The organism is Amycolatopsis sp. NPDC005232, from assembly GCF_040607795.1.
In the GTDB taxonomy this organism is placed as follows: Bacteria; Actinomycetota; Actinomycetes; order Mycobacteriales; family Pseudonocardiaceae; genus Amycolatopsis.
In genome coordinates, this window is record NZ_JBEXHL010000071.1 from 1 (window position 1) to 20736 (window position 20736).

Sequence of the window (20736 nt, forward strand, 5' to 3'; positions counted from 1 at the left end):
CCGGAAGTGCACTACGCGGTGGCGTGGGTGGCGATCGGGTCGGTGGTGGTGCACGTGGCGGTGAAGCTGCCGATCGTGCGGCGGGCGCTGACCCGGCCACATGGGGTGCATTGAATCGGGGCTGGGCGCGCAGCGCCTCCGTTGAGAGTGGTGGCGGGGGCATGGATGGAGCAACCAACGCCGCATTGGGGTACTTCCCGGCCCACGCGAAGCGGAGGGTGGGCGCGCCCATGAGCCGGGCTTTACGAAGCCCGAACATTCACCCCACACCCCTCGTACACCGGGACGAGAAGGTACTGCCCGTACCCGGAACTCACCGGTCACGAGAGGGAGAACGAACGATGCGAGGAACCACCTGGACCCGGCGGCTGGCGTTGGCGGGCGGCGGTGTCGCGGCCGGGCTGCTGGTCGTGACGCCGCTGGCCGTGGCGGACACCACCGCTCCCCCGGCCCCGTCGTCGAGCGCGGCGCCGGTGGCCCCGATCACGCTCAGCCCCGAGGAGTCGCAGCAGGTCTGCGGCGAGTGGGTGCCCAAGCTGCAGAAGCGGGCGCAGAACCTGACCGACCGCATCAACGGCGGCGCCGAGGTCGCCGGGTCCGTCGCGAACCTCAAGGCGCGCTCGGCCGACCAGAAGGCCAAGGGCCACACTGCGGCAGCCGACAGGTTGCAGAAGCGCGCGGACAAGCGCCAGAGCCGGATCAGCCAGCTCGGCGACGCGAAGAGCAAGCTCGACGCGTTCGCCTCGGCGCACTGCAAGCCCGCGGGCACGAAGTGAGGGCGGCCCGGCTCGTGGCCGCGGTCGGGGCGGCCGCGCTCCTGGCGCTCGCGTGCACCGCGTGCGACGGCGGCGACACGGCGGCGCCGTCGAGCGGCGGCTCACAGGCGACGAGCGAACTCAACGGCATCCAGTCCACGCTCGACAGCATCGAGTCGGACATGGCGGGCGACGGCTCACCCTGAGCCAGGCGGGCGACGGCTCATAATGAGCCGGCGGTGGCTAGCAACAGCCCGCCGCAAGCACGCCACCACGTGCAACAGCCCGCGATAGCGCGGACGTCGTCAGCGCCGGCTCGCCCCCGGCTGACATCGCGGGCGCGAGTCAGCCATCGAGGGCACCAGCCCACCGCAAGTCCGAAATGGCAGGCCACGGCTCACCCTGAGCCAGGCCTTGGCGGTCGACCGCTCATCACAAGCCGGTCGTCGCAGGCACCGCCCGCCGCCCCAGGCCACGCGGGCGGCGGCTCACCGCAAGTCGCGCAGCCCGCGATGTCCCCCACATCGCGAGCGACGGCTCGCACTGAGCCGCGTAGCCTCTCGGTCGACGTTGGCGGAGAGGGAGAACGGGAGCCCGAATGGGGTCAGCCGGGCGCGGCCTCGTCCTCGTCGTCGAGGACGAGGCCGCGATCGCCGAACTCGCCGCGATGTACCTGCGGCGCGACGGGTTCGGCGTGCACGTGGAGTCCGACGGCGCGGCCGCACTGGGGGCCGTCCGCCGGCTCAAGCCGGTGGCCGTGGTGCTCGACATCGGACTGTCCGGAATGGACGGGATCGAGATCTGCAAGGCGTTGCGCGCGACCGGTGACTGGACGCCGGTCCTGTTCGTCACCGCGCGCGACGACGAGCTCGACCGTCTCCTCGGCCTCGAGATCGGCGCCGACGACTACCTCACCAAACCCTTCAGCCCGCGCGAGCTGGCCGCGCGCGTGCGTACGGTGCTGCGCCGCGCGTCCGGGGGCACGCCGGCCGCGGAGACCTTCGAATGCGGTGGCGCGCGCGTCGACGTGACGAGCCGCCGCGCGTGGGCGGGCCAGCAAGAGATCACACTGACGTCCACGGAGTTCGACCTGCTCACCCACCTCGTCCGCCACCCCGGCCACGTACTCTCGCGCGACCAGTTGCTGTCCGCCGTGTGGGGCTATTCCGCCGCGGCGGGCACCCGCACGGTCGACGTGCACGTGGCTCAGCTGCGCGCGAAGCTCGGCGAACACAGTCCGATCAGGACGGTGCGCGGCATCGGCTACGCGGCGGACGCCGGATGAGGGGCACGCTCGCGCTGCGCATCACGGTCGTGTGCCTGGCGGTGGCGGGGATCGCCGTGATCGTCTCGGGCCTGGTGGCGACGCGGCTCGTGCGCACGACCGCCGACACCGTGCTGCAGCAGTCGTTGAAAGCCCAGGCCGACGTGGTCGCCACGCAGCTCGACGACACCGGCATCGGCAACCGCCTCGGCGTCGGCAAGGTCGCCGACGTGGTGCGCGGCCAGGGGATCGCCGTGGTCGTGCGGCGCCCGGGCGGCCAGGACGTGGGCGACGCGACGTCGACCCGCGTAGCCGAACGGGCCGGGCTCGCGTCGGGCGCGAACCAGTCGGACCGCGTGACGGTGGACGGGCAGCAATACCTCGTGGAGGTCCGTGCCGTCGGCCCGCGCGCGGCGGCGTTCGCGCTGGTCCAGCCCGCGCGCAGCGGTGAGGCGACGCAGCGCGCGCTGGTGCGCAACATCGCGCTGGCGCTGGGCATCGGGCTGCTGGTCGCGGCCATCGCCGGGTACGTGTCCGGACGGCTGCTCGGCAGGCCCCTGCGGAAGGCGGCGGCCGCGGCGGTCAGCCTGCGCACCGGCCGACGTGACGTGCGCGTGCCCGTGGAAGGACCCGTCGAGGTCGCCGAGGTCGCCGGCTCGCTCAACGAATTGGCCGACGCCCTGGCCCACAGCGAGGCACGCCAGCGGGAGTTCCTGCTGTCGGTGTCCCACGAGCTGCGCACCCCGCTCACCGCGGTGACCGGCTTCGCCGAGGCCATCGCCGACGGCGTCGCCGAGGGCCCCGACGCGCGCCGCGCGGGCGAGACCATCCACCGCGAGGCGCAGCGGCTCGAACGCCTGGTGAGCGACCTGCTCGAACTCGCCCGCCTCGGCGCCGACGAGTTCCGCCTCGACCTCGCGACGCTCGACCTAGCCGCGCTCGTCACCGACCGCGCGCAGGTCTGGCAGCTGCGCTGCGAACGCGAAAACGTGCCCCTGTACGTCGATTCCCCCGCCGCACCGGTGCTCGTCACCGCCGACGCGCGCCGGCTGCAGCAGGTGGTCGACGGCCTCGCGGAGAACGCCCTGCGCGTGACCCCGGCCGGCGCCCCGATGGTGTTCTCCCTGGTCGTGGATCAGGGCCACGCGCACCTTGCCGTGCGCGACGGCGGGCCCGGCCTCGCACCGGAGGACTACGCCGTGGCCTTCGAGCGCGGCGTGCTGAACAAGCGCTACCGCGACCGCCGCCCCGTCGGCTCGGGCATCGGCCTGGCCCTGGTCCACGGCCTGGTCGAGCGCATGGGCGGCGCGCTCCGGGCCGGCCCGGCTCCTGAAGGCGGGGCCGCGTTCACGATCACGCTCCCGCTCGCAGCTGCGCCGCCCGGTCCGTCACGTCCATGAGCGCCCAGTGCTCGACGATCCGCCCGTCGCGCACCCGGACCATGTCCATGCTGGTCACGGCGTACGAACGACCGGTGGAGGCCTGCGTGCCGGTGCTCGTGTAGCGGTTCACGGAGAACTCGCCGTCGCTCACGTTCTGCTCGACGCGCACCGCCAGGTCGCGGAAGTTCGCGAGGAACTCGCCGCGGCTGATCGCGGCCCACTTCTCCCGCCACGCGGCGATGCCGACGTGATCTCCCCCGGCGCCGCCGCGGTGATCGATGACGTCCGGGTCCACGTACTTCAGGCCCTCTTCGGTGAACGCCGTCTCGACGATCCGGCGGTGCACCTCGGGCGGGGTGAGTTCGCTGGTCATGGCCGCGTACTCTAAGTGGGGAACTCCCCATTTAGCAATCCGCGAGGAGGCCGGCCGTGACACCACGGGCCGACGCACGCGACAACCGGGGGCAGCTCGTACGCGCCGCCCGCGAGGTGTTCGCCGCCGAGGGCAGCGACGCGCCACTGGACCGCGTGGCCAAGCACGCCGGCATCGGCAACGCCACCCTGTACCGCCACTTCCCCCGGCGGCGCGACCTGCTCGCGGCGGTCTACGCCGAAGAGGTCGAGACACTCCGAGCCGAGGGCGAGGCCCTGCTGGCGCACGAGGACCCCGAAGCCGCGCTGTTCGCGTGGCTCGGGCTCTTCCTCGACCACGTCCGGGACAAACGCGACCTCGCACTGTCCATAACGGACGATCCCGGCAGCGACCGCGAGGCGCTTTTCGCCCACTGGCACGGGGTGATGACCGACACAGCCACCGCCCTGGCCACCCGCGCCGGCCTCACCGACGAGGTCGAAGCCCTCGACCTGCTGGTGCTCGCGACGGGAATTGCCTTGTCCGGCGCGGAAAAACCCCGCACCGAACGGCTGCTGCGCGTGATCCGCCGGGGCAGCACCGGCGGTCGGGCAGGCGCCGGTCAAGCTCGCACGGGTTAAGCTCACGTCGTGGAAATGCTGCACCTGCGCTACTTCGTGGCCGTCGCCGAAGAGCTGAACTTCTCGGCGGCCGCGCGGCGGCTCCACATGGCCGCGTCGCCGTTGAGCCAGCGGATCAAGGACCTCGAGCACGAGCTCGGGCAGAAGCTGTTCGACCGCAGCACGCACCACGTCACCCTCACCATCGCGGGCACCGCACTGCTGCCGATCGCGCGCGACGTGCTGGAGCAGGTGAACTCCATCCCGTGGCGGCTGCGCGAGGCGGCGAAACCCCAGCGCAGCACGGTGTTCCTCGGCATGCCCGCGGGCGTGCACCCGGACCTGCGCGACCGCGTTACGGCGCTGGCCGAGCGGGTGCGCGAGCGGTTCGAGCTCAAGCGCTGGCCCGGGCCCAGCCCCGACCTCGTCGACGCCGTGCTCGACGGGCGGCTCGCCTTGACGCTGGCGCGCATGCCCGTGACCGAACCGGCGCTCGAAGCACTGCCGGCGATGTCCGAGCGGCTCGGCGCCGTGGTGCCGGCCGACCAGTTCACCGGCCGGGACTCGGTGAACCTGGCCGAGCTCTCCGGGTTCGCCTACATCGCCTCACCCGAGGATTCGACACCGGCCTATTTCGAGCAGCTCGACCGGCAATTGATGTCCCTGGGCATCAAGAAACGGCTCAAACTGGCGAACACTGGATATTCGGGCGTCTCGGAAATCATTTCCTCCGGGCTGGCGTTTTCCATTTCCATGCTCGACGAGGCCAGCCCCATGCACCTCTACCGCCTCGAGAACGTCGCCGTGCTGCCGTTCACCGATTTCCGGCCTGAACTCGAGACGAACCTGCTCTGGCGACGTGACCGGGGCGACAGCGGCGACCTGGCCGAGCTCGTCGCCGCCGCGCGCGAGATCTTCGCCGAACCCCTGACCAGCTGAAACAGCACAAGAATGGTGTGATCACTGTGGTCATACCATTCTTCGCGACATGATCATTCCCTTTCTTAACCTGCGCTACTAACTTCGGTGGCAGAGCAAGAACAGCAGGTGCGAAAGGATCGAAGATGGACGAGCAGAACACCGCCACCGGGCCGCTGGACGGGGTGCGCGTGATCGACCTCTCGACCGTGGTGATGGGCCCGTACGCGGCGCAGATCCTCGGTGACCTGGGCGCCGACGTGATCAAGATCGAGTCCCCCGCCGACACCGTCCGGGTGGGCCAGTACCGCACCACGCCGGGGATGACCCCGCTCAACCTCAACGTGAACCGCAACAAGCGCAGCGTCGCCCTGAACCTCAAGGACGCCGGCGAGCGCGAGCAGGCGCTGGCGCTGATCGACACCGCTGACGTGCTGATCACGAACATGCGCCCCGGTGCCCTGGCGCGGCTCGGCATGGACTACGCCGAGGTCGCGAAGCGCAACCCGGGCCTGATCTACGCCCACGCGCAGGGCTTCCGCAGCGACACCGACCGCGCGGGCAACGCCGCTTACGACGAGACCGTGCAGGCCGCCTCGGGCCTGGTCGACATCGCGAACCGCGCGATCGGCAAGCCGGTTTACCTCCCGACCATTCTCGGCGACAAGGTTTCCTCTCTGACGATCGTCTACACCGTGCTCGCCGCGCTGCACCACCGCGACCGCACCGGCGCCGGCCAGCAGATCGAGATCCCGATGACCGACACGCTCATCGCGTTCAATCTGGTCGAGCACCTCGCCGGGCACGTGTTCGAGCCGGCGCAGGGCCCCACGGGCTTCCCGCTGTCGATGTCGCAGGGCCACCGCGCGGCGCCGACGAAGGACGGCCTCGCCTGCGTGATCCCCTACAACCCGCAGAACTTCCGCGACTTCTTCGCCGCCGCCGGGCGCGCCGACCTGGTCGAGGACCCGCGCGTGAACGGCGAGGCGATCGACAACGCCGACGTCGACGCCCTCGCGGAGCTCATCGACGAGTGCGCCCCCGCGCTCACCACCGCCGAGTGGGCCGAGGTCTGCGCCAAGCACAGCATCCCGTTCGCGCCGGTCCTCGAACTGGACCGCGCCCACGAAGACTCCTACGTGCGTGAGGGCCACCTGCTCGACACCGTCGAGCACCCGACCGAAGGCACCATCCGCACGGTCGGCATCCCGGTGCGCTTCTCGGCCACTCCCGGCTCGATCCGCCGCCCGGCGCCCGTCGCCGGCCAGGACACCGCCGCCGTGCTAGCCGAGCTCGCCGCCCGCTGAACAACCCCGGTCACACCAGAAAAGAAGTGACGTCATGAGCACCGAAGTGCGCACCGAACGGATCGGCACCACGCTGCTGATCACGATCGACCGCCCGCACGCCCGCAACGCCGTGAACGCGGCCGTCGCGTCCAGGCTGGCTGAAGCGCTGGACACCCTGGAGAGCGACCCGACGCTGCGAGCGGGTGTCCTCACCGGCGCCGAAGGCACCTTCAGCGCCGGAATGGACCTCAAGGCCGCGCTGGCCGGTGAGAGCCCGGAGATCCCGGGCCGCGGGTTCGGCGGACTGACCGAGGCCGCGCTGACCAAGCCGCTGATCGCCGCGGTCGAGGGCTGGGCCATGGGCGGCGGGTTCGAGCTCGCGCTGAGCTGCGACCTGGTCGTCGCCGGCGAAGACGCGAAGTTCGGGCTGCCCGAGGTGAAGCGCGGCCTGATCGCCGCGGGCGGCGGCGCGATCCGCCTGCCGAAGCGTCTCCCGCACCACCTCGCGATGGAGCTGCTGCTGACCGGCGAGCCGATCACCGGCACGAAAGCCGGCGAGCTCGGCCTGGCCAACCGCGTGGTCGCGGCCGGTGAAGCCACCGCCGTCGCGCTGCAGCTGGCCGAGCTGGTCACGCGGAACGCGCCGCTCGCGCTGGCCGCGGTGAAGAAGATCGTGCGCGCCGCCGACGGGGTCTCCGAGCCCGAGGCGTTCGCCGCGCAGCGTGAAGAGCTCAAGACCCTGATGACCTCCGCCGACGTCCGTGAGGGCATGACCGCCTTCGCCGAGCGCCGCGCGCCCCAGTGGACCGGACGGTGACGACCATGAAGCAAGAAGACGTCCTGCGGCACGTGACCACGCCGCTCGTGAACCCCGCGTTCGCGCCGATGGTGCCGCGGTTCACCGACCGCGAGTACCTCAACATCGTCTACCGCACCGACCCCGAAGCCCTGCGCGCTGTCGTGCCGGAGCCGCTGCGGATCGAAGAGCCGCTGGTGCGCTTCGAGGTCATGAAGATGGGCGACGTGAGCGGCTACGGCCCCTACACCGAGTCGGGCCAGGCCATCCCGGTCACCTTCGACGGCGAGCGCGGCGAGTACCTGCACGCGATGTACCTCGACAACTTCCCGGCCACCGCGTCGGGCCGCGAGGTCAGCGCCTACCCGAAGACCATCGGGGCGCCGAACCTCTATGTCGACAACGGCGCGCTCGTCGGCACGCTGGACTACGGCACGCTTCGCGTGGCCACCGCGACCATGGGCTACAAGCACTTCGCGCTGGACATCGAGGCCGCCGAAGCCCAGATCACCGTGCCGACGTTCATGCTGAAGATCATCCCCGGCTACGACGGCGCGCCCCGCGTGATGGAGCTCGTGCGGACCGAGATCACCGACGTGGTCGTGAAGGAGGCCTGGACCGGACCCGCACGGCTGCAGCTGTTCGAGCACGTGCTGGCGCCGCTGGCCGACCTGCCGGTGCGCGAGATCGTCTCCGCGAGCCACATTCTCACCGACCTGACCCTCGCCCCCGTCACGCCGGTCCACGACTACCTCAAGGGAGCTTGACCATGAGCACCACCGAGTTCCACAGCGCCACCGAGTTCACCAGGGCAGCCGTCATCGGGGCCGGCACCATCGGCCTGTCCTGGACCGCCTTGTTCGCCGGCCACGGCCTCACCGTGAAGGTCACCGACCCGCGCCCCGACCTGGCCGAAGCCGTCGCAGCGGCGCTGGCCGAGTTCACCCCGCACCTGGCCGCACAGGGCCTCGACGTCACCGGGCTGGCCGACCGCGTGCAGATCGCCGGCAGTGTCGAAGAAGCTGTGCGCGACGCCGACGTGGTGCAGGAGAACGGCCCGGAGAGCGTCGAGTTCAAAAAGGAGCTGTTCGCCACGCTCGTGGAAGCCGCGCCGAAGCACGCGCTGCTGCTGAGCTCGTCGTCGGCGATCCCGTCGACCGCCTTCACCGGCGAGCTGGCCGACGCGAGCCGGGTCCTCATCGGACACCCGTTCAATCCGCCGCACCTCATCCCGCTCGTCGAGGTCGTGCCCGGCGAGCGCACCGGCGAGGACGCGACCCAGGCGGCCGTCGACTTCTACACCTTCCTCGGCCATGTGCCCGTGGTGGAGCGCAAGGAAATCCCCGGCTTCGTCGGCAACCGGCTGCAGAACGCGCTCAGCCGCGAGGCGATCTACCTTGTCGAGCAGGGTGTGGTCACGCCCGAGGACCTCGACAAGGTGATGACCAACTCGCTCGGCATCCGCTGGGCCACGGTCGGGCCGTTCCTCGGTTCGCACCTGGGCGGCGGCCCCGGCGGTTACCGGCACATGGCCGAGCACATCGGCCCGTCGATGAAGAAGATGTGGGCCGGCCTCGGGCAGCCCTCGCAGACCCCGGAAGAAACCGAACGGCTCGTCGAAGCCGTCGAAAAGGCTTACGGCTCCTCCACGTACTCGCAACTCGCCGAGGCGCGCGACCGCAAGCAGCTCGCTGTCCTGTCCGCTTTGACTCTGTCTTCTGGGGCCGAGCCCCAGACCCCAGCCGGGGGGCAAGCCCCCCTGGACCCCCCAACTGCGGTTGACAAGGAGGAGAACTGACATGGCCACCACTCTTGAAGACCAGCTCGTCGCCGACTTCTACGACTACGAAACCCTGCTGAGCGACGAAGAGCGCAAGCTGCTCGTCAAGGCCCGCGGTTTCATGCGCGACGAGGTCAAGCCGCTGGTGAACGAGAACTGGGCCGCCGGTACCTTCCCGAAGGAGCTCATCGCGAAGTTCCGCGAGAGTGGCCTCGCGGGCCTGCCGTACGAGGGCTACGGCGAGCACCGCGCCGCCACCAGCCACCTTCTCACCGGCATGATGGCCATGGAGATGAGCCGCACCGACGCGTCAGTCGCCACGTTCTTCGGTGTCCACAACGGACTCGCGATGTACTCGATCTACTCCGGCGGAAGCCAGGAGCAGCGCGACCGCTGGCTCCCAGCGATGGCCGCGATGGACAAGATCGGCGCGTTCGCCATGACCGAACCGCTCGGCGGGTCCGATGTGGCCGGTGGCATGCGCACCACAGCGCAGCGTGTATCTACTGAGGGAGACGGCGACACCTGGATCCTCAACGGCGCCAAGCGCTGGATCGGCAACGCGACCTTCGCCGACTACGTGGTGGTCTGGGCGCGCGACGTCGACGACAACAACGTGAAGGGCTTCGTCGTCGAGAAGGGCACGCCGGGCTTCTCGCCGGTGAAGATCGAGAACAAGATCGCGTTCCGCATCGTCGAGAACGCCGAGATCACCCTCACCGACGTGCGCGTGCCGGAGGCGAACCGCCTGCAGGGCATCGACTCCTTCCGCGACGTCGCGGAGATCCTGCGTGCCACCCGCGGCGGCGTCGCGTGGCAGGCGCTGGGCGTGATGATCGGCGCCTACGAGCTCGCGCTGGACTACGCGAAGGAGCGCAAGCAGTTCGGCCGTCCGATCGCGCGGTTCCAGCTGGTGCAAGACCTGCTCGTGAAGAGCCTCGGCAACATCACCGCGTCGTGGGGCATGCTCGTGCAGCTGGCCCGCCTGCAGGACGGCGGGATCTTCAAGGACGAGCACTCCTCGCTCGCCAAGGCGTTCGTCACCTCGCGGATGCGCGAAGTCGTGGCCTGGGGCCGGGAGATCTTCGGCGGCAACGGCATCGTGCTCGACCACGACATCGCGCGGTTCTTCGCCGACGCGGAAGCCATCTACTCCTTCGAAGGCACCCGCGAGATGAATACGCTCATCGTGGGCAAGGCGATCACGGGGCAGAGTGCCTTTGTCTGATGGCGCACGGTGATCTGCGTCAGTTCACGCAGCCGGTGGCGTTCGTCGCCACCGGCTGTTGTGGCGTTCCGCCGGCAGGCGTGTCCGAAGGCGGGTTCACGGACTTCGTGACGGCGATCGGCTTCACCCCGCCGCCGTGCGTGCCAGGCGGTGAGCTGGTCTCGCCGGATCCGCCGGAGGCCGACACCGACGACGAGCTCAACTGGTTCTGCACGAACGTCTTGACCTGCTGCGGGCTGACCTTCACCGCGTCACCGTCGGCCGGCGTGGCCAGCGACAGGCTCTGCACCGGGATCGTGACGAACGCGATGGCGCCGGAGCTGATGCCGTGCAGCTGCTGCGCGAAGCTCAGCACGTCCCAGCCCTTGTCGAGCACGACCGAACCCTGCAGCGCGTCGACGAGGGCCGACAGCTTGTCCGGGCTGGTCAGCGTGCCCCCGCCGAGCACGTTCTTCGCCATGCCGGCCAGGAACGCCTGCTGGCGCGCGATGCGGTCGAGGTCACCGTTGGGCAGGCCGTGGCGCTGCCGCACGAACGCGAGCGCCTGAGCACCGGACAGCGTCTGCGGGCCGGCCGGGAAGTTCGCGCCGGAATAGGAGTCGTGAACCGGGTTGTTCAGGCACACCTGCACGCCGCCGACAGCCTGGCTCAGCGCCGCGAACCCGGCGAGGTTCACCGCGGCGTAGTGGTTGATCGTGAGCCCGGTGAGCTCCTCGACGGTGGCGATCGCGGACTTCGCGCCCTCGGCATCGGCGGCCACCTCGAGCTGCGGACCGCTGAGGCCCTGACCCGACAGGTGCGAACGCGCCGACGCCCGCGCCCGGCTGTAGGCCGAGTTGATCTTGTGCTTGCCGTACCCCGGGACGTCCACATAGGAGTCACGCGGGATGGAAATCGCCGTGGCGGCCGCGCCGCCCGCCGGCACGTGGACCACGATCATCGTGTCCGTGGTGCTGCCGCCGTCGTCGCCGCTGCCGGCGTGCAACGAGTCGAGCACGTTCTGTGGCAACGGGTTCCCGTTGGCGTCGGTGCGCGAGTCGAGTCCGACAAGGAGGATGTTCTGCGCAACCTGCAGCGGTTGTCCGGTCGGTGTTTCGGGAACCTGCGCAGCGGGCGGGATGACGTCGGCCGTGACGATCCCGGTGTCGAGCCGGTGCAGCTGCGACCACGCGTACCCGGTGGCACCCAGCACCAGCGTCGACACCACCCCCAGCACGAAACGGCCGCCGATCCGGCGGCCCCGGGACGTGAGCAGCACGACAGAATCCCCTTGCTTCCCCGAAAGAGCCCGAGCGGGCCTTCTTCGAGGATCACCGCGTTAGCTGGGAATAGCCTGAGAATCCTGTCGCAAAGATGTGATGATGCCCGTTCGGCCGACCTGCGCTGGGCCGAAAGTGAGCCACGCCACGGGGTTCCGCGACACCGCGTGGCGCGACGGATACGAGGAGTCCGCTCAGCGCGGCATGCGCCGCCACACCGCGCGCGGCAACAGGCGCATCACCGCGAAGACCGGACGGAGCACTCCCGGCACCCAGACGACCGCGCGCCGGCGCCGCAGCGCCGCCACCGTCGCGTCGGCCACCTGGTCGGGCGTGCTGGAAAACGGCGCCGGCGACATGCCTTCGGTCATCCGGCCGATCACGAAGCCGGGCCGCACGAGAAGCAGGTGCACGCCGGTGCCGTACAGCGCGTCGGCCAGGCCGCAGGCGAAGCCGTCGAGTCCGGCCTTGGCCGAGCCATAGACGTAGTTGGCGCGCCGCACGCGGACGCCGGCGACGGAGGAGAAAACCACGAGGCTGCCTGAGCCTTGCGCGCGCAGCAGTTCGGCCGTGTGGGTGAGGACGGCCACCTGGGCGACGTAGTCCGTGTGCACGATCGCCGTGGCGTGCTCGGCGTCGGCCTCCGCGCGGACCTGGTCGCCGAGGATGCCGAAGGCGAGCACGACGACCTCCAGCGAACCGTGCTCGGCGACGACGCGGTCGAGGAACGGGCGGTGCCCGGCCAGGTCGTCGGCGTCGAAGCCGGCGGTCTCGACCACCTCGGCGCCGGCCGCTCGCAGCGTCGTGACCTGCTCCGCCAGGTCGGCACCCGGGCGCGCGGCCAGCACGAACCGCTTCGCCCCGCCCGCGGCCAGCCGCTGCGCGACCGCCGTCCCGATCTCGCTGCGTCCGCCCAGCACCAGCACAGTTCCGCTCACGCGCGGCAGTCTGCCAGCCCCGCTCAGGGCCTGCCCGAGGTGGCCTGTTTCACAAACTGCAACTTTGCAGATTGTGAAAGTTTCGCGCTACGCTCGTCGGCGTGTCCTCCCCCGGCCTGCGCGAACGCAAGAAGCTCGAAACCCACCGCACGCTCTCGACCGTCGCCGTGCGGCTCGTCGGCGAACGCGGTCTGGACCACGTCACGGTGGAGGACATCGCGGCGGAAGCGGGGGTTTCCGCGCGCACCTTCTTCAACTACTTCGCGTCCAAAGAGGACGCCGTGGTGATCGCGCACGCCGACCGGGCCGAGCGCAGCCGGCGCCTCATCGACCGACTCGCCGAGCTGCCGCCGGAGCTGAGCACGCTCGAGGCCGTGGTCGCCGCCGCGCGCGAAGACCTCGCGGAGATCGACGAGAACCGCGACGAGTGGCTCACGCGGATCCGGATCATCAAGGAGAACCCGGGCCTGACGCTGCGGGCCCTGTCCCTGAGCACCGACGTCGTCGAGCCTGCGATCGCCGCGGTCGCCCGGCGCAGCGGCACGGACCAGGCGAAGGACCTCTTCCCGTCGCTGCTGTTCTCCGCCGTCGGCGCCGCGATCAACGCCTCGCTCATGCTCTGGCGCGACCTCGGGGGTTCGCGCCCGCTGCTCGACCTCGTCGACGAGGCGGTGGCCGCACTGGCCGCCGGGCTCGCCGATCCGCGCTGAACCGCCACGACCGCGACCGGAAGCACCCGCTACACCACGGCACTCCGCTCCCGCTGCACCGCACGGCGTGCCACCACACGCCCGCACCACCACTTCGCCCGCCACACCCGACACCACGCACCGCGCCTCACGACCCCGCTACACCGCACGCCCCACCGCGCCTCACCACCGCACACCATTCCCCCGCGCCGCACGACATGCCACCGCACGCCCACCACGACACCGCACGCCACACCCGACACCGCCGCCCGCGCTTCACCACCCGCACGCCCAGCGACCCAGCCGGCCTGAACCCGGACCGACCCGACCCGCGCTGAGCCGCACTCCGCCGTTTCCACCGACCCCGCGCTCGGACCGAACCGGGCCGAAGTCCCACCCCACCCACCCGAGCACTCCGAGGGGATCTCCATGACCGTGTCCGAAACCGAGGCGCCCGCCGCCTCGGGCGCGATGAGCCGGCAGCAGGTGCTGCAGGCGATGTCGGGGCTGATGATGGGCATCTTCGTCGCCATCCTCGCCTCCACCGTGGTGGCCAACGCGCTGCCGCGGATCGTGTCCGAGCTGGGCGGCTCGCAGTCTTCCTACACCTGGGTGGTGACCACGGAGCTGCTCGCGATGACGGCGACGGTTCCACTGTGGGGCAAGCTTTCCGACCTCTACAACAAGAAGCTGCTGATCCAGCTGTCGCTCGGGGTGTTCGTGGTGGGCTCGCTGGTGGCCGGCTTCGCGCCGAACATCGAACTGCTCATCGTGAGCCGCATCGCTCAGGGCATCGGCGGCGGTGGCCTCACAGCGCTGGCGCAGGTGATCATGGCGGCGATCGTGTCGCCGCGTGAGCTCGGCAAGTTCTCCGGCATCTTCGGCGCCGTCTTCGCCGTGGGCACCGTGGCCGGGCCGCTGATCGGCGGCGTGCTCGTGGACACCTCGTGGCTCGGCTGGCGCTGGTGCTTCTTCCTCGGCGTGCCGTTCGCGCTCGCCGCGATCCTGCTGCTGCAGCGCACGCTGAAGCTGCCGACGATTCGGCGCGAGGCGCACGTGGACTGGCTCGGGGCGTTCCTGATCATGCTCGGGGTGTCCACTTTGCTCGTGTGGTCGTCGCTCGCCGGCTCCTCGTTCGCATGGGGCTCCTGGCAGACGGGTGTGCTCGTGCCGGTCGGCGTCGTGGTGCTGGCGGTCGCGGTGTTCGTGGAGACGAAGGTGCGCGAGCCGATCATCCCGCTGCGCCTGTTCCGCAACCGCACGGTTTCGCTGACCACGATCGCGAGCTTCTTCGTGGGTGTCGCGATGTTCGGCGGCACGGTGTTCCTGTCGCAGTACTTCCAGCTCTCGCTCGGCAAGTCGCCGACGGTCGCCGGCCTGATGAGCCTGCCGATGATCTTCGGGCTGCTGGTGTCCTCGACCGTGTCGGGCCAGCTGATCAGCCGCACCGGGCGGTGGAAGGGCCACCTGGTCCTGGGTGCTGTGCTGCTGACCGCAGGCCTCGGGCTGCTCGGGCTCATCGACGCCCACACCAGCGTGCTGGAACTGAGCCTGTTCATGCTCGTGCTGGGCGTCGGGGTCGGCATGCTGATGCAGAACCTGGTGCTGGTGACTCAGAACGACGTGCCCGCCCACGACCTCGGCGCGGCGACCTCCACGCTGTCGTTCTTCCGCAGCCTCGGCGGCTCGATCGGGGTGAGCGCGCTGGGCGCGGTGCTGGCCAGCCGGGTCACGACGCTGATCACCGAGGGCCTCGGGCCGATGCCGGGGATGAGCAGCGGCGGCAGCGAGAAGGTGCCGAACCTGGCCGACCTGCCCGCGCCGATCGCGAACGTGATCCGCGAGGCCTACGGCACCGCGACGAGCGACCTGTTCCTCATCGCCGCGCCGATCGCGCTGCTCGTGGTGGTGGCGGTGGCGTTCCTCAAGCACCTGCCGCTGAAGACCCAGAGCGGTCTCGAGCGGCTCGCGGAGGAAGCCGCCTGAGCTACCGTTCTCCGCGTGGACGACGACTTCGGCACGCTCCTCGAACGGCACCGCCGGGAGATCCGGGTGCACTGCTACCGGATGAGCGGTTCGTTCGAGGAAGCCGAGGACCTCACGCAGGAGGCGTTCCTGCGGGCGTGGAAGGGCCGGGGCGGGTTCGAGGGCCGGGCGAGCGTGCGGACGTGGCTGTACCGCATCGCCACCAACGTGTGCCTCGACGCCCTGGCCCGCCGGCCCCGCCGCGTCCTGCCGGACGAGCTGGGCGCGGCCGCCGACCCGGCCGGCACCCCGGCCGCACTCGACGTGCCGTGGCTCGGCCCGATCCCCGACGCACTGCTCGACGCCGCCTTGATCGACACCGGGGCCCCGGACGACACCGGCGCCGCGGTGGTCGAGCGCGAGACGATCGAGCTCGCGTTCCTCGCCGCCGTCCAGCACCTGCCGCCCCGGCAGCGCGCGGCGCTGATCCTGCGCGACGTCCTGGACTGGTCCGCGAAGGACACGGCGGCAGCGCTGGAGACGTCGGTGGCCTCGGCCAACAGCGCGTTGCAGCGCGCTCGCGAAACCCTGCGTACGCACTTGCCCGCGCGGCGTGCCGACTGGGCTTCCGCCGGGGCGACCACGGCGGAGGAGGCCGAGTTGCTGCGCCGGTTCATCGCCGCATACGAAGCGGGCGATCCGAACGCGGTCGCGGAATTGCTGCGCGAGGACGCACGGGCCGTGATGCCGCCGTACTCGCTCTGGTTCGACAGCCGCGAGCGGATCATCGCCGCGCTGCGCACGAGCATGGACGCGGAGTCACCGTATTTCACGGGCTGGTTCCGGATGGTCGCGGTGCGTGCGAATCGGCAGCCCGCTGTGGCCACCTGGGTACGACGGCCCGGGGAAAGCGGGTTCCGCCGGTTCGGCATCAGCGTGCTCACGGTGGAGCACGGATTGGTCACGGCGATGGCGGCGTTCGAAACGGCGTCGTTCGCGCCGTACGGATTACCGGAGACGCTCTCGGAATGAGCCGCGCCGGGCAAAAAAGAGCCCGGGTGGGTGACCTAGATCAGGTCACCCACCCGGGCACAAGCCGGTCCCCGTGGGGATTTCCGGGAAAGTCTCGCCTTCGCCTCCGGGAATGGTCACCGGCACGCGGTCAGGCGGCTTGATGCCGTTCGGCGGCGGAGCGGGTGCGAACCAGCTTGCGGCGCTCCAGCTCGGTGGTTCCCCCGAAGATGCCGTTGTCCAGCCCGTTGTCCAGGGCGTAGGAAAGGCACGCTTCGCGAACCGGGCAGCGCGCGCAGACCGCCTTGGCCTCGCCGACCTGACGGGCTCCGGGGCCGACGTCCGAAATCGGGAAGAACAGTTCCGGATCCTCGTCCTGGCAGGCTGCGCGGGACAGCCAGCCGGTGCTCGTGAGTTCCATTGTTGCGTTTCACCTCCTGTCGAACATTGTCTTTCTCGGTCAACCGACTTCTCCGGGCGCACGGCGCAGCACAACTCCAAGGAGCTGTACAGCTCGGGTGACGCTCGGTGGGCTTTCGGCCGACCCCGCAAGACCACTGTGCCCCAGGTTAAGGACAGCGGCCCGCGGACGACCGAAGTTTCAACTTACCACCGATGGCGGTTGTTCCTAAGAGTTACGGGCCCAGCTCACACTGATCTTCTGTTGTGCCAGGAGAGGTACCCGCGCGAACGCGTCGTCACACGTGGTGCCGACATCGAATCGTTACACCTGGCGCCGCCCTCACCGCACCTGTTCCTACAGCAGAGCGGACAGGACGGGGGTGGGCGTGGACGAATTCGACGGGTTCTTCCGCGCCGAGTTCCCGCCCCTGGTGGCCTTCGGCTGCAAGCTGGGCCTGGACCCGGCGGCGGCGCGCGAAGCCGCCGCCGACGCGCTGCTGCAGGAGGCGCAGGTGTGGCCGCCGCCGGACGATCCGCGCGCGCGGGTGCGCCTGGGCGTGCGGTGGTTCGCCGGGGAGCAGGTCCCGGCGGACGACGGTCTGACCGCGCTCGTCGAGCGGAACGCCCTGGGGGTCGAGCTGCTCGCGACGCTGCCGGACACGCAGCGCACCGTGCTGGCGTGGTCGCTCGACGGCTTCGCCCCGGCCGCCATCGGGACCGCCCTCGGGATGCCGGCCAGCACGGTGCGCTCGAACCTGCGCCACGCACGGGAACGACTCAACCGCCGGGTGTCGCCCTTGCCTGGCGTGCTGGATTTGTCTGTCTTGCCGGATGGGGAGGACGCCCTCGTGACCCTGCTAATGGAAGCCGACGCGACGCTGACCGGAGCCCTTCGCCGAGGCCTCGATGTGGAAGCGACGCTCCGGCACGTGAAATCCCGCACCGCCCCGCGCTTCCCCGACCACTGGCACCACCTCGACGGCCCCGTCGCCGCCGCCACGGCCGGCGACCGCCTCGCCGCAGCTCGGCTGTTGGAGGCCGTCCGCCCCCTGGTCGTCCGCTACTGCCGCGGCCGTCTCGGTGGATCCGACCGCGCCTACGCCTCAGCCGACGACGTGGCCCAGGAGGTGTGCGTCGCGCTGCTCGCCGCCCTGCCGACGTACCGCGACCAGGGCCGGCCCTTCCTGGCCTTCGTGTACGGCATCGCGCAACACAAGGTCGCCGACGCCCACCGCGCGGTCGCCCGCAACCGCACCGACCCGGTCGCCGACGTCCCCGACCGCACCGACACCGCGGACGGCCCCGAGCAACTCGCCCTGCGCACCGAGCTCACCACCCGCCTGGCGCGCCTGCTGGACGTCCTGCCGGACCGCCAGCGGGAGATCGTCCTGCTGCGCCTGGTGGTCGGCCTGACGGCGGAGGAGACGGCGGAAGCGGTGGGCGCTTCGCCGGGCGCGGTGCGGGTGTCGCAGCACCGCGCGTTGCTGCGGCTGCGGAACCTGCTGAACGGCGGGCAGGGGTGAGCTGCCCGCCGCAGCGGTGAACTGACCTGGAACTCCCCGTGCCGAGCGAACGCGGCGGTGCGGTCATCCACGCCTGCTCGAAGCCGGGTCGCGAGCCGCAGCTGCGTGGTCTCCGGGCGGGTCAGCGCAACCTGGACATTGGTGACCTCGACGGCGACCTTGAACCGGTCCCCCAGCACGACGGATCCCGCCAGTCCGTTCGACCGAATCGATCACTCCTGTCCGAGCTTCGCCACCACGAAATCCGCCAGCGCCGCCGCCGGGCCTTCCGTCGCGTCGCGCAGCAGGAGCATGAACTCCACGTCGCCCGGGTCGGGCAGGCCGAGGTGGGCCGGGAGCTCGAGGAGGCCGTCCGGGACGAGGCTGCGGGCGTGGACCGTGATGCCAAGCCCGGCGGATGCCGCGGCGCGCAGGCCGGTGAGGCTGGAGGTGAGGCACGCTGCGCGCCATTCGAGGCCCGCGCGTTCGAGCGCCTCGACGGCGAGCTGACGCGTGACCGACGGCATGGGGTACTGCACGAGCGGCACGGGCTGACCGGCCTCCAGCACGGTGGCCGTCGAGCCGATCCACACCAGCGGTTCGCGCCGCAGGACGCGGGCGGGGCCGGGGGCGCCGGGGCGGCGTTTGCCGAGCACCAGGTCGAGGCGGCCCTCGGCGAGGCGGCGGGCGAGCACATCGGACAGTTCGACGTGGAGCTCCACGTCGACGAGCGGATGGCTGCGCCGCAGCCGGCGCAGGATCTCGGGCACCTCTTCGAGCACGAAGTCCTCGGACACTCCGAAGCGGACGCGCCCCCGCACCTGGGTGCCGCGGAAGTGACGCGCGGCACGTTCTTCGGTGTCCACAATGGTCTGGGCGAAGCCCAGCATGGCCTGCCCGCGCGCGGTGAGGTCGACCGCGTGGGTGTCACGTTGGAACAGCAGCCCGCCGGCTTCCCTTTCGAGGCGCCGGATGTGCTGGCTGACTGTGGGCTGGCCCACACCCAGCCGCCTGGCCGCAGCGGTGAAGCTGCGGGTTTCGGCCACCGCGAGGAAGGAGCGGCACAGGCGGGAATCCAGCATGCGTCACATCTTATCGGCGCCCACAATGACAGTGAGTACGGTGATCGGGGTTCCGAATGACCGTGCCGCACCGGAGAATCGGGTGGGAAAGGAGTTCCATGACGACCGTGTTCGCCCCGCTGACCCGCCCCGTTTCCGCGCTGCTGGCCAAGCTGCGGATCGACCCGTTCATCGCCGCCATCCTGCTGACGGTGGGCGTCGCGTCGCTCCTGCCCGCCTCCGGCGGCACCGCCACCGGCTTCGGGATCGCGGCGAACATCGCGGTGGGACTGCTGTTCTTCCTCTACGGCGCAAGGCTTTCGAGCAAGGAAGCCGTCGACGGCCTGAAGCACTGGCGCCTGCACGTCACTGTGCTGTCCGCCACATTCGTGCTGTTCCCCTTGCTGGGCCTCGCCGCGTCGTTCCTCTCCCCCGGGCTGCTCACCTCGCCGCTCTACACCGGCGTGCTGTTCCTGTGCCTGCTGCCGTCCACGGTGCAGTCGTCGATCGCGTTCACGTCGATCGCCAAGGGCAACGTCGCGGCCGCCATCTGCAGCGCGTCGGTGTCGAACCTGCTCGGCATCGTGCTGACGCCGCTGCTCGTCGCGCTGCTGCTCGCGACCGACGGCCCGGGCGTGAGCGGTCAGGCGGTCCTGGACATCGTGCTGCAGCTGCTCGTGCCATTCGTGGCCGGCCAGCTCGCGCGCCGCTGGATCGGCGGCTGGGTCAGCCGCCACTCGGCGCCGCTGAAGCTCGTGGACCGCGGCTCGATCCTGCTCGTCGTCTACACCGCCTTCAGCGAGGGCATGACCGAAGGCATCTGGCACAAGCTCGACATCGGCCCGCTGTTCGTGCTGCTGGGCGTGTGCGTGGTGCTGCTCGCCGCCGTGCTCACCACCACGAGCGTCGGCGCGCGGTTGCTCGGCTTCGACCGCGCCGACCGCATCACGATCGTGTTCTGCGGCTCCAAGAAGAGCTTGGCCAGCGGCCTGCCGATGGCGACCGTGCTCTTCGGCCACGGACAGGTGGGCCTGATCGTGCTGCCTCTGATGCTGTTCCACCAGATCCAGCTGATCGTGTGCGCCGCGATGGCCCGCCGCTTCGCCCGCGAGGCCGCGGCCGACGAGCAGGGTGAGCTGGTCCCCGCGAGCTGACCTGTCAGCCCGGAACGGTTCGCCCGGCCGGGTCTTTTCCGGACGATGTGCACGCTTGGTCCGGCCACACGGGACTATCAGGCAACGCCGCAGCTCGGGAGCAAGCGGACGACTCGCCGCTGCTAGCGTGCCGGTGTGAGCAATCCGTTGATCGCGCAGACCCAGGACTCCACGAAGGCCTACTCGGGTATTTCGCTGCTGGAATCCGCGAACGACTTGTCGACGGCCATCGAGTCGGGTGACTGGGCGTCGGTGGCGATGGGTGCGGTCGGGACCGCGCTGGATGCGTTGTCGATGGCGATGGACCCGTTCGGTGCGATCCTGGCGGCCGGTGTGTCGTGGTTGATGGAGCACGTCGGTCCGCTCAAGGA

General features: G+C 70.6%; 22 protein-coding genes and 1 pseudogene. 18 read left to right on the forward strand and 5 right to left on the reverse strand.

Annotated features, from left to right (window positions below; all coding sequences use genetic code 11):
• The first annotated feature begins 341 nt into the window (after positions 1 to 341).
• From ABZU76_RS50730 to ABZU76_RS50745, 4 genes are all read left to right on the forward strand, one after another.
• Entirely contained in the window at positions 342 to 776 is a 435-nt protein-coding gene (locus tag ABZU76_RS50730) for a hypothetical protein (protein WP_220242324.1), read from the forward strand.
• 14 nt (positions 777 to 790) lie between these two features.
• A complete protein-coding gene (locus ABZU76_RS50735) occupies positions 791 to 961 on the forward strand; it encodes a hypothetical protein (protein WP_354885445.1) in 171 nt (56 codons plus the stop codon).
• Positions 962 to 1353: 392 nt separating this feature from the next.
• On the forward strand, positions 1354 to 2040 hold the full coding sequence (locus ABZU76_RS50740; protein WP_354885448.1) for a response regulator transcription factor: 687 nt from the start codon (positions 1354 to 1356) through the stop codon (positions 2038 to 2040).
• The gene (locus ABZU76_RS50745; RefSeq protein WP_354885451.1) at positions 2037 to 3419 is read left to right on the forward strand and encodes a HAMP domain-containing sensor histidine kinase; all 1383 of its coding nucleotides are present in this window, start codon (positions 2037 to 2039) and stop codon (positions 3417 to 3419) included. Before ABZU76_RS50740 ends, ABZU76_RS50745 begins: the two co-directional genes overlap by 4 nt.
• On the opposite strand, the gene ABZU76_RS50750 is transcribed toward ABZU76_RS50745, so the two are convergent.
• Positions 3373 to 3774 carry an ester cyclase gene (locus ABZU76_RS50750; RefSeq protein ID WP_354885454.1) on the reverse strand — a complete coding sequence of 134 codons (402 nt, stop codon included), beginning with the start codon at positions 3772 to 3774 and terminating at the stop codon, positions 3373 to 3375. The genes ABZU76_RS50745 and ABZU76_RS50750 overlap by 47 nt on opposite strands.
• Before the next feature lie 56 nt (positions 3775 to 3830).
• Between ABZU76_RS50750 and ABZU76_RS50755 the strand changes: the two genes are divergently transcribed.
• The 7 genes from ABZU76_RS50755 to ABZU76_RS50785 all read left to right on the forward strand — a co-directional run bounded on the left by ABZU76_RS50755 (position 3831) and on the right by ABZU76_RS50785 (position 10384).
• Positions 3831 to 4394 (forward strand): helix-turn-helix domain-containing protein, encoded by a 564-nt coding sequence (locus ABZU76_RS50755; protein WP_354885457.1) that lies wholly within the window; start codon positions 3831 to 3833, stop codon positions 4392 to 4394.
• Positions 4395 to 4403: 9 nt separating this feature from the next.
• Positions 4404 to 5312 carry a LysR family transcriptional regulator gene (locus ABZU76_RS50760; protein ID WP_354885460.1) on the forward strand — a complete coding sequence of 303 codons (909 nt, stop codon included), beginning with the start codon at positions 4404 to 4406 and terminating at the stop codon, positions 5310 to 5312.
• Between the two features lie 125 nt (positions 5313 to 5437).
• Positions 5438 to 6598: a CoA transferase gene (locus tag ABZU76_RS50765; RefSeq protein ID WP_354885463.1), complete on the forward strand. Its 1161-nt coding sequence runs from the start codon at positions 5438 to 5440 to the stop codon at positions 6596 to 6598.
• A 34-nt stretch (positions 6599 to 6632) separates the two neighbouring features.
• Positions 6633 to 7397, forward strand: a complete 765-nt coding sequence (locus tag ABZU76_RS50770; protein ID WP_354885466.1) for a crotonase/enoyl-CoA hydratase family protein — start codon at positions 6633 to 6635, stop codon at positions 7395 to 7397.
• A gap of 5 nt (positions 7398 to 7402) precedes the next feature.
• Complete coding sequence (locus ABZU76_RS50775; RefSeq protein WP_354885469.1) at positions 7403 to 8143, forward strand: acetoacetate decarboxylase; 741 nt, start codon at positions 7403 to 7405, stop codon at positions 8141 to 8143.
• A gap of 2 nt (positions 8144 to 8145) precedes the next feature.
• Entirely contained in the window at positions 8146 to 9174 is a 1029-nt protein-coding gene (locus tag ABZU76_RS50780) for a 3-hydroxyacyl-CoA dehydrogenase NAD-binding domain-containing protein (protein ID WP_354885472.1), read from the forward strand.
• Between the two features lies 1 nt (position 9175).
• A complete protein-coding gene (locus ABZU76_RS50785) occupies positions 9176 to 10384 on the forward strand; it encodes an acyl-CoA dehydrogenase family protein (RefSeq protein WP_354885475.1) in 1209 nt (402 codons plus the stop codon).
• Between the two features lie 19 nt (positions 10385 to 10403).
• Here ABZU76_RS50785 and ABZU76_RS50790 read toward each other — a convergent pair whose 3' ends face one another.
• Both ABZU76_RS50790 and ABZU76_RS50795 read right to left on the reverse strand, forming a co-directional pair.
• On the reverse strand, positions 10404 to 11642 hold the full coding sequence (locus tag ABZU76_RS50790) for an LCP family protein (protein WP_220242336.1): 1239 nt from the start codon (positions 11640 to 11642) through the stop codon (positions 10404 to 10406).
• A 195-nt stretch (positions 11643 to 11837) separates the two neighbouring features.
• Positions 11838 to 12581, reverse strand: coding sequence for an SDR family NAD(P)-dependent oxidoreductase (locus ABZU76_RS50795; protein WP_354885478.1), 744 nt, complete (start codon positions 12579 to 12581; stop codon positions 11838 to 11840).
• 101 nt (positions 12582 to 12682) lie between these two features.
• Here ABZU76_RS50795 and ABZU76_RS50800 point away from each other — a divergent pair, with 101 nt between their 5' ends.
• The 3 genes from ABZU76_RS50800 (at position 12683) to ABZU76_RS50810 (ending at position 16267) form a co-directional block, all read left to right on the forward strand.
• Positions 12683 to 13291, forward strand: coding sequence for a TetR family transcriptional regulator (locus ABZU76_RS50800; protein ID WP_354885481.1), 609 nt, complete (start codon positions 12683 to 12685; stop codon positions 13289 to 13291).
• A 408-nt stretch (positions 13292 to 13699) separates the two neighbouring features.
• The gene (locus tag ABZU76_RS50805) at positions 13700 to 15256 is read left to right on the forward strand and encodes an MDR family MFS transporter (protein WP_354885484.1); all 1557 of its coding nucleotides are present in this window, start codon (positions 13700 to 13702) and stop codon (positions 15254 to 15256) included.
• Between the two features lie 15 nt (positions 15257 to 15271).
• Positions 15272 to 16267 (forward strand): RNA polymerase subunit sigma-70, encoded by a 996-nt coding sequence (locus ABZU76_RS50810; protein WP_354885487.1) that lies wholly within the window; start codon positions 15272 to 15274, stop codon positions 16265 to 16267.
• Between the two features lie 130 nt (positions 16268 to 16397).
• Here the strand turns inward: ABZU76_RS50810 and ABZU76_RS50815 are convergent, their stop codons facing one another.
• Positions 16398 to 16667, reverse strand: a complete 270-nt coding sequence (locus ABZU76_RS50815) for a WhiB family transcriptional regulator (protein WP_285974314.1) — start codon at positions 16665 to 16667, stop codon at positions 16398 to 16400.
• Positions 16668 to 17205: 538 nt separating this feature from the next.
• Here ABZU76_RS50815 and ABZU76_RS50820 point away from each other — a divergent pair.
• A pseudogene (locus tag ABZU76_RS50820) lies at positions 17206 to 17415 on the forward strand (sigma factor-like helix-turn-helix DNA-binding protein); the annotation flags it as partial.
• Between the two features lie 93 nt (positions 17416 to 17508).
• Positions 17509 to 18171: an RNA polymerase sigma factor ShbA gene (shbA, locus tag ABZU76_RS50825; protein WP_354885500.1), complete on the forward strand. Its 663-nt coding sequence runs from the start codon at positions 17509 to 17511 to the stop codon at positions 18169 to 18171.
• A gap of 212 nt (positions 18172 to 18383) precedes the next feature.
• Here shbA and ABZU76_RS50830 read toward each other — a convergent pair whose 3' ends face one another.
• A complete protein-coding gene (locus ABZU76_RS50830) occupies positions 18384 to 19232 on the reverse strand; it encodes a LysR substrate-binding domain-containing protein (protein WP_354885491.1) in 849 nt (282 codons plus the stop codon).
• Positions 19233 to 19330: 98 nt separating this feature from the next.
• Here ABZU76_RS50830 and ABZU76_RS50835 point away from each other — a divergent pair, with 98 nt between their 5' ends.
• Both ABZU76_RS50835 and ABZU76_RS50840 read left to right on the forward strand, forming a co-directional pair.
• Positions 19331 to 20365 (forward strand): bile acid:sodium symporter family protein, encoded by a 1035-nt coding sequence (locus ABZU76_RS50835; protein ID WP_354885494.1) that lies wholly within the window; start codon positions 19331 to 19333, stop codon positions 20363 to 20365.
• A 135-nt stretch (positions 20366 to 20500) separates the two neighbouring features.
• A partial coding sequence (locus ABZU76_RS50840; protein ID WP_354885497.1) for a hypothetical protein occupies positions 20501 to 20736 on the forward strand: 236 nt, incomplete at its 3' end.

Bases quoted from the DNA above. Each gene is read 5' to 3' on its own strand.
- ABZU76_RS50750 (WP_354885454.1), bottom strand. From the start codon at position 3,774: ATGACCAGCGAACTCACCCCGCCCGAGGTGCACCGCCGGATCGTCGAG.
- ABZU76_RS50765 (WP_354885463.1), top strand. From the start codon at position 5,438: ATGGACGAGCAGAACACCGCCACCGGGCCGCTGGACGGGGTGCGCGTG.
- ABZU76_RS50805 (WP_354885484.1), top strand. From the start codon at position 13,700: ATGACCGTGTCCGAAACCGAGGCGCCCGCCGCCTCGGGCGCGATGAGC.
- ABZU76_RS50830 (WP_354885491.1), bottom strand. From the start codon at position 19,232: ATGCTGGATTCCCGCCTGTGCCGCTCCTTCCTCGCGGTGGCCGAAACC.
- ABZU76_RS50775 (WP_354885469.1), top strand. From the start codon at position 7,403: ATGAAGCAAGAAGACGTCCTGCGGCACGTGACCACGCCGCTCGTGAAC.
- shbA (WP_354885500.1), top strand. From the start codon at position 17,509: ATGGAAGCCGACGCGACGCTGACCGGAGCCCTTCGCCGAGGCCTCGAT.
- ABZU76_RS50745 (WP_354885451.1), top strand. From the start codon at position 2,037: ATGAGGGGCACGCTCGCGCTGCGCATCACGGTCGTGTGCCTGGCGGTG.
- ABZU76_RS50835 (WP_354885494.1), top strand. From the start codon at position 19,331: ATGACGACCGTGTTCGCCCCGCTGACCCGCCCCGTTTCCGCGCTGCTG.
- ABZU76_RS50730 (WP_220242324.1), top strand. From the start codon at position 342: ATGCGAGGAACCACCTGGACCCGGCGGCTGGCGTTGGCGGGCGGCGGT.
- ABZU76_RS50740 (WP_354885448.1), top strand. From the start codon at position 1,354: ATGGGGTCAGCCGGGCGCGGCCTCGTCCTCGTCGTCGAGGACGAGGCC.
- ABZU76_RS50785 (WP_354885475.1), top strand. From the start codon at position 9,176: ATGGCCACCACTCTTGAAGACCAGCTCGTCGCCGACTTCTACGACTAC.
- ABZU76_RS50780 (WP_354885472.1), top strand. From the start codon at position 8,146: ATGAGCACCACCGAGTTCCACAGCGCCACCGAGTTCACCAGGGCAGCC.
- ABZU76_RS50770 (WP_354885466.1), top strand. From the start codon at position 6,633: ATGAGCACCGAAGTGCGCACCGAACGGATCGGCACCACGCTGCTGATC.
- ABZU76_RS50815 (WP_285974314.1), bottom strand. From the start codon at position 16,667: ATGGAACTCACGAGCACCGGCTGGCTGTCCCGCGCAGCCTGCCAGGAC.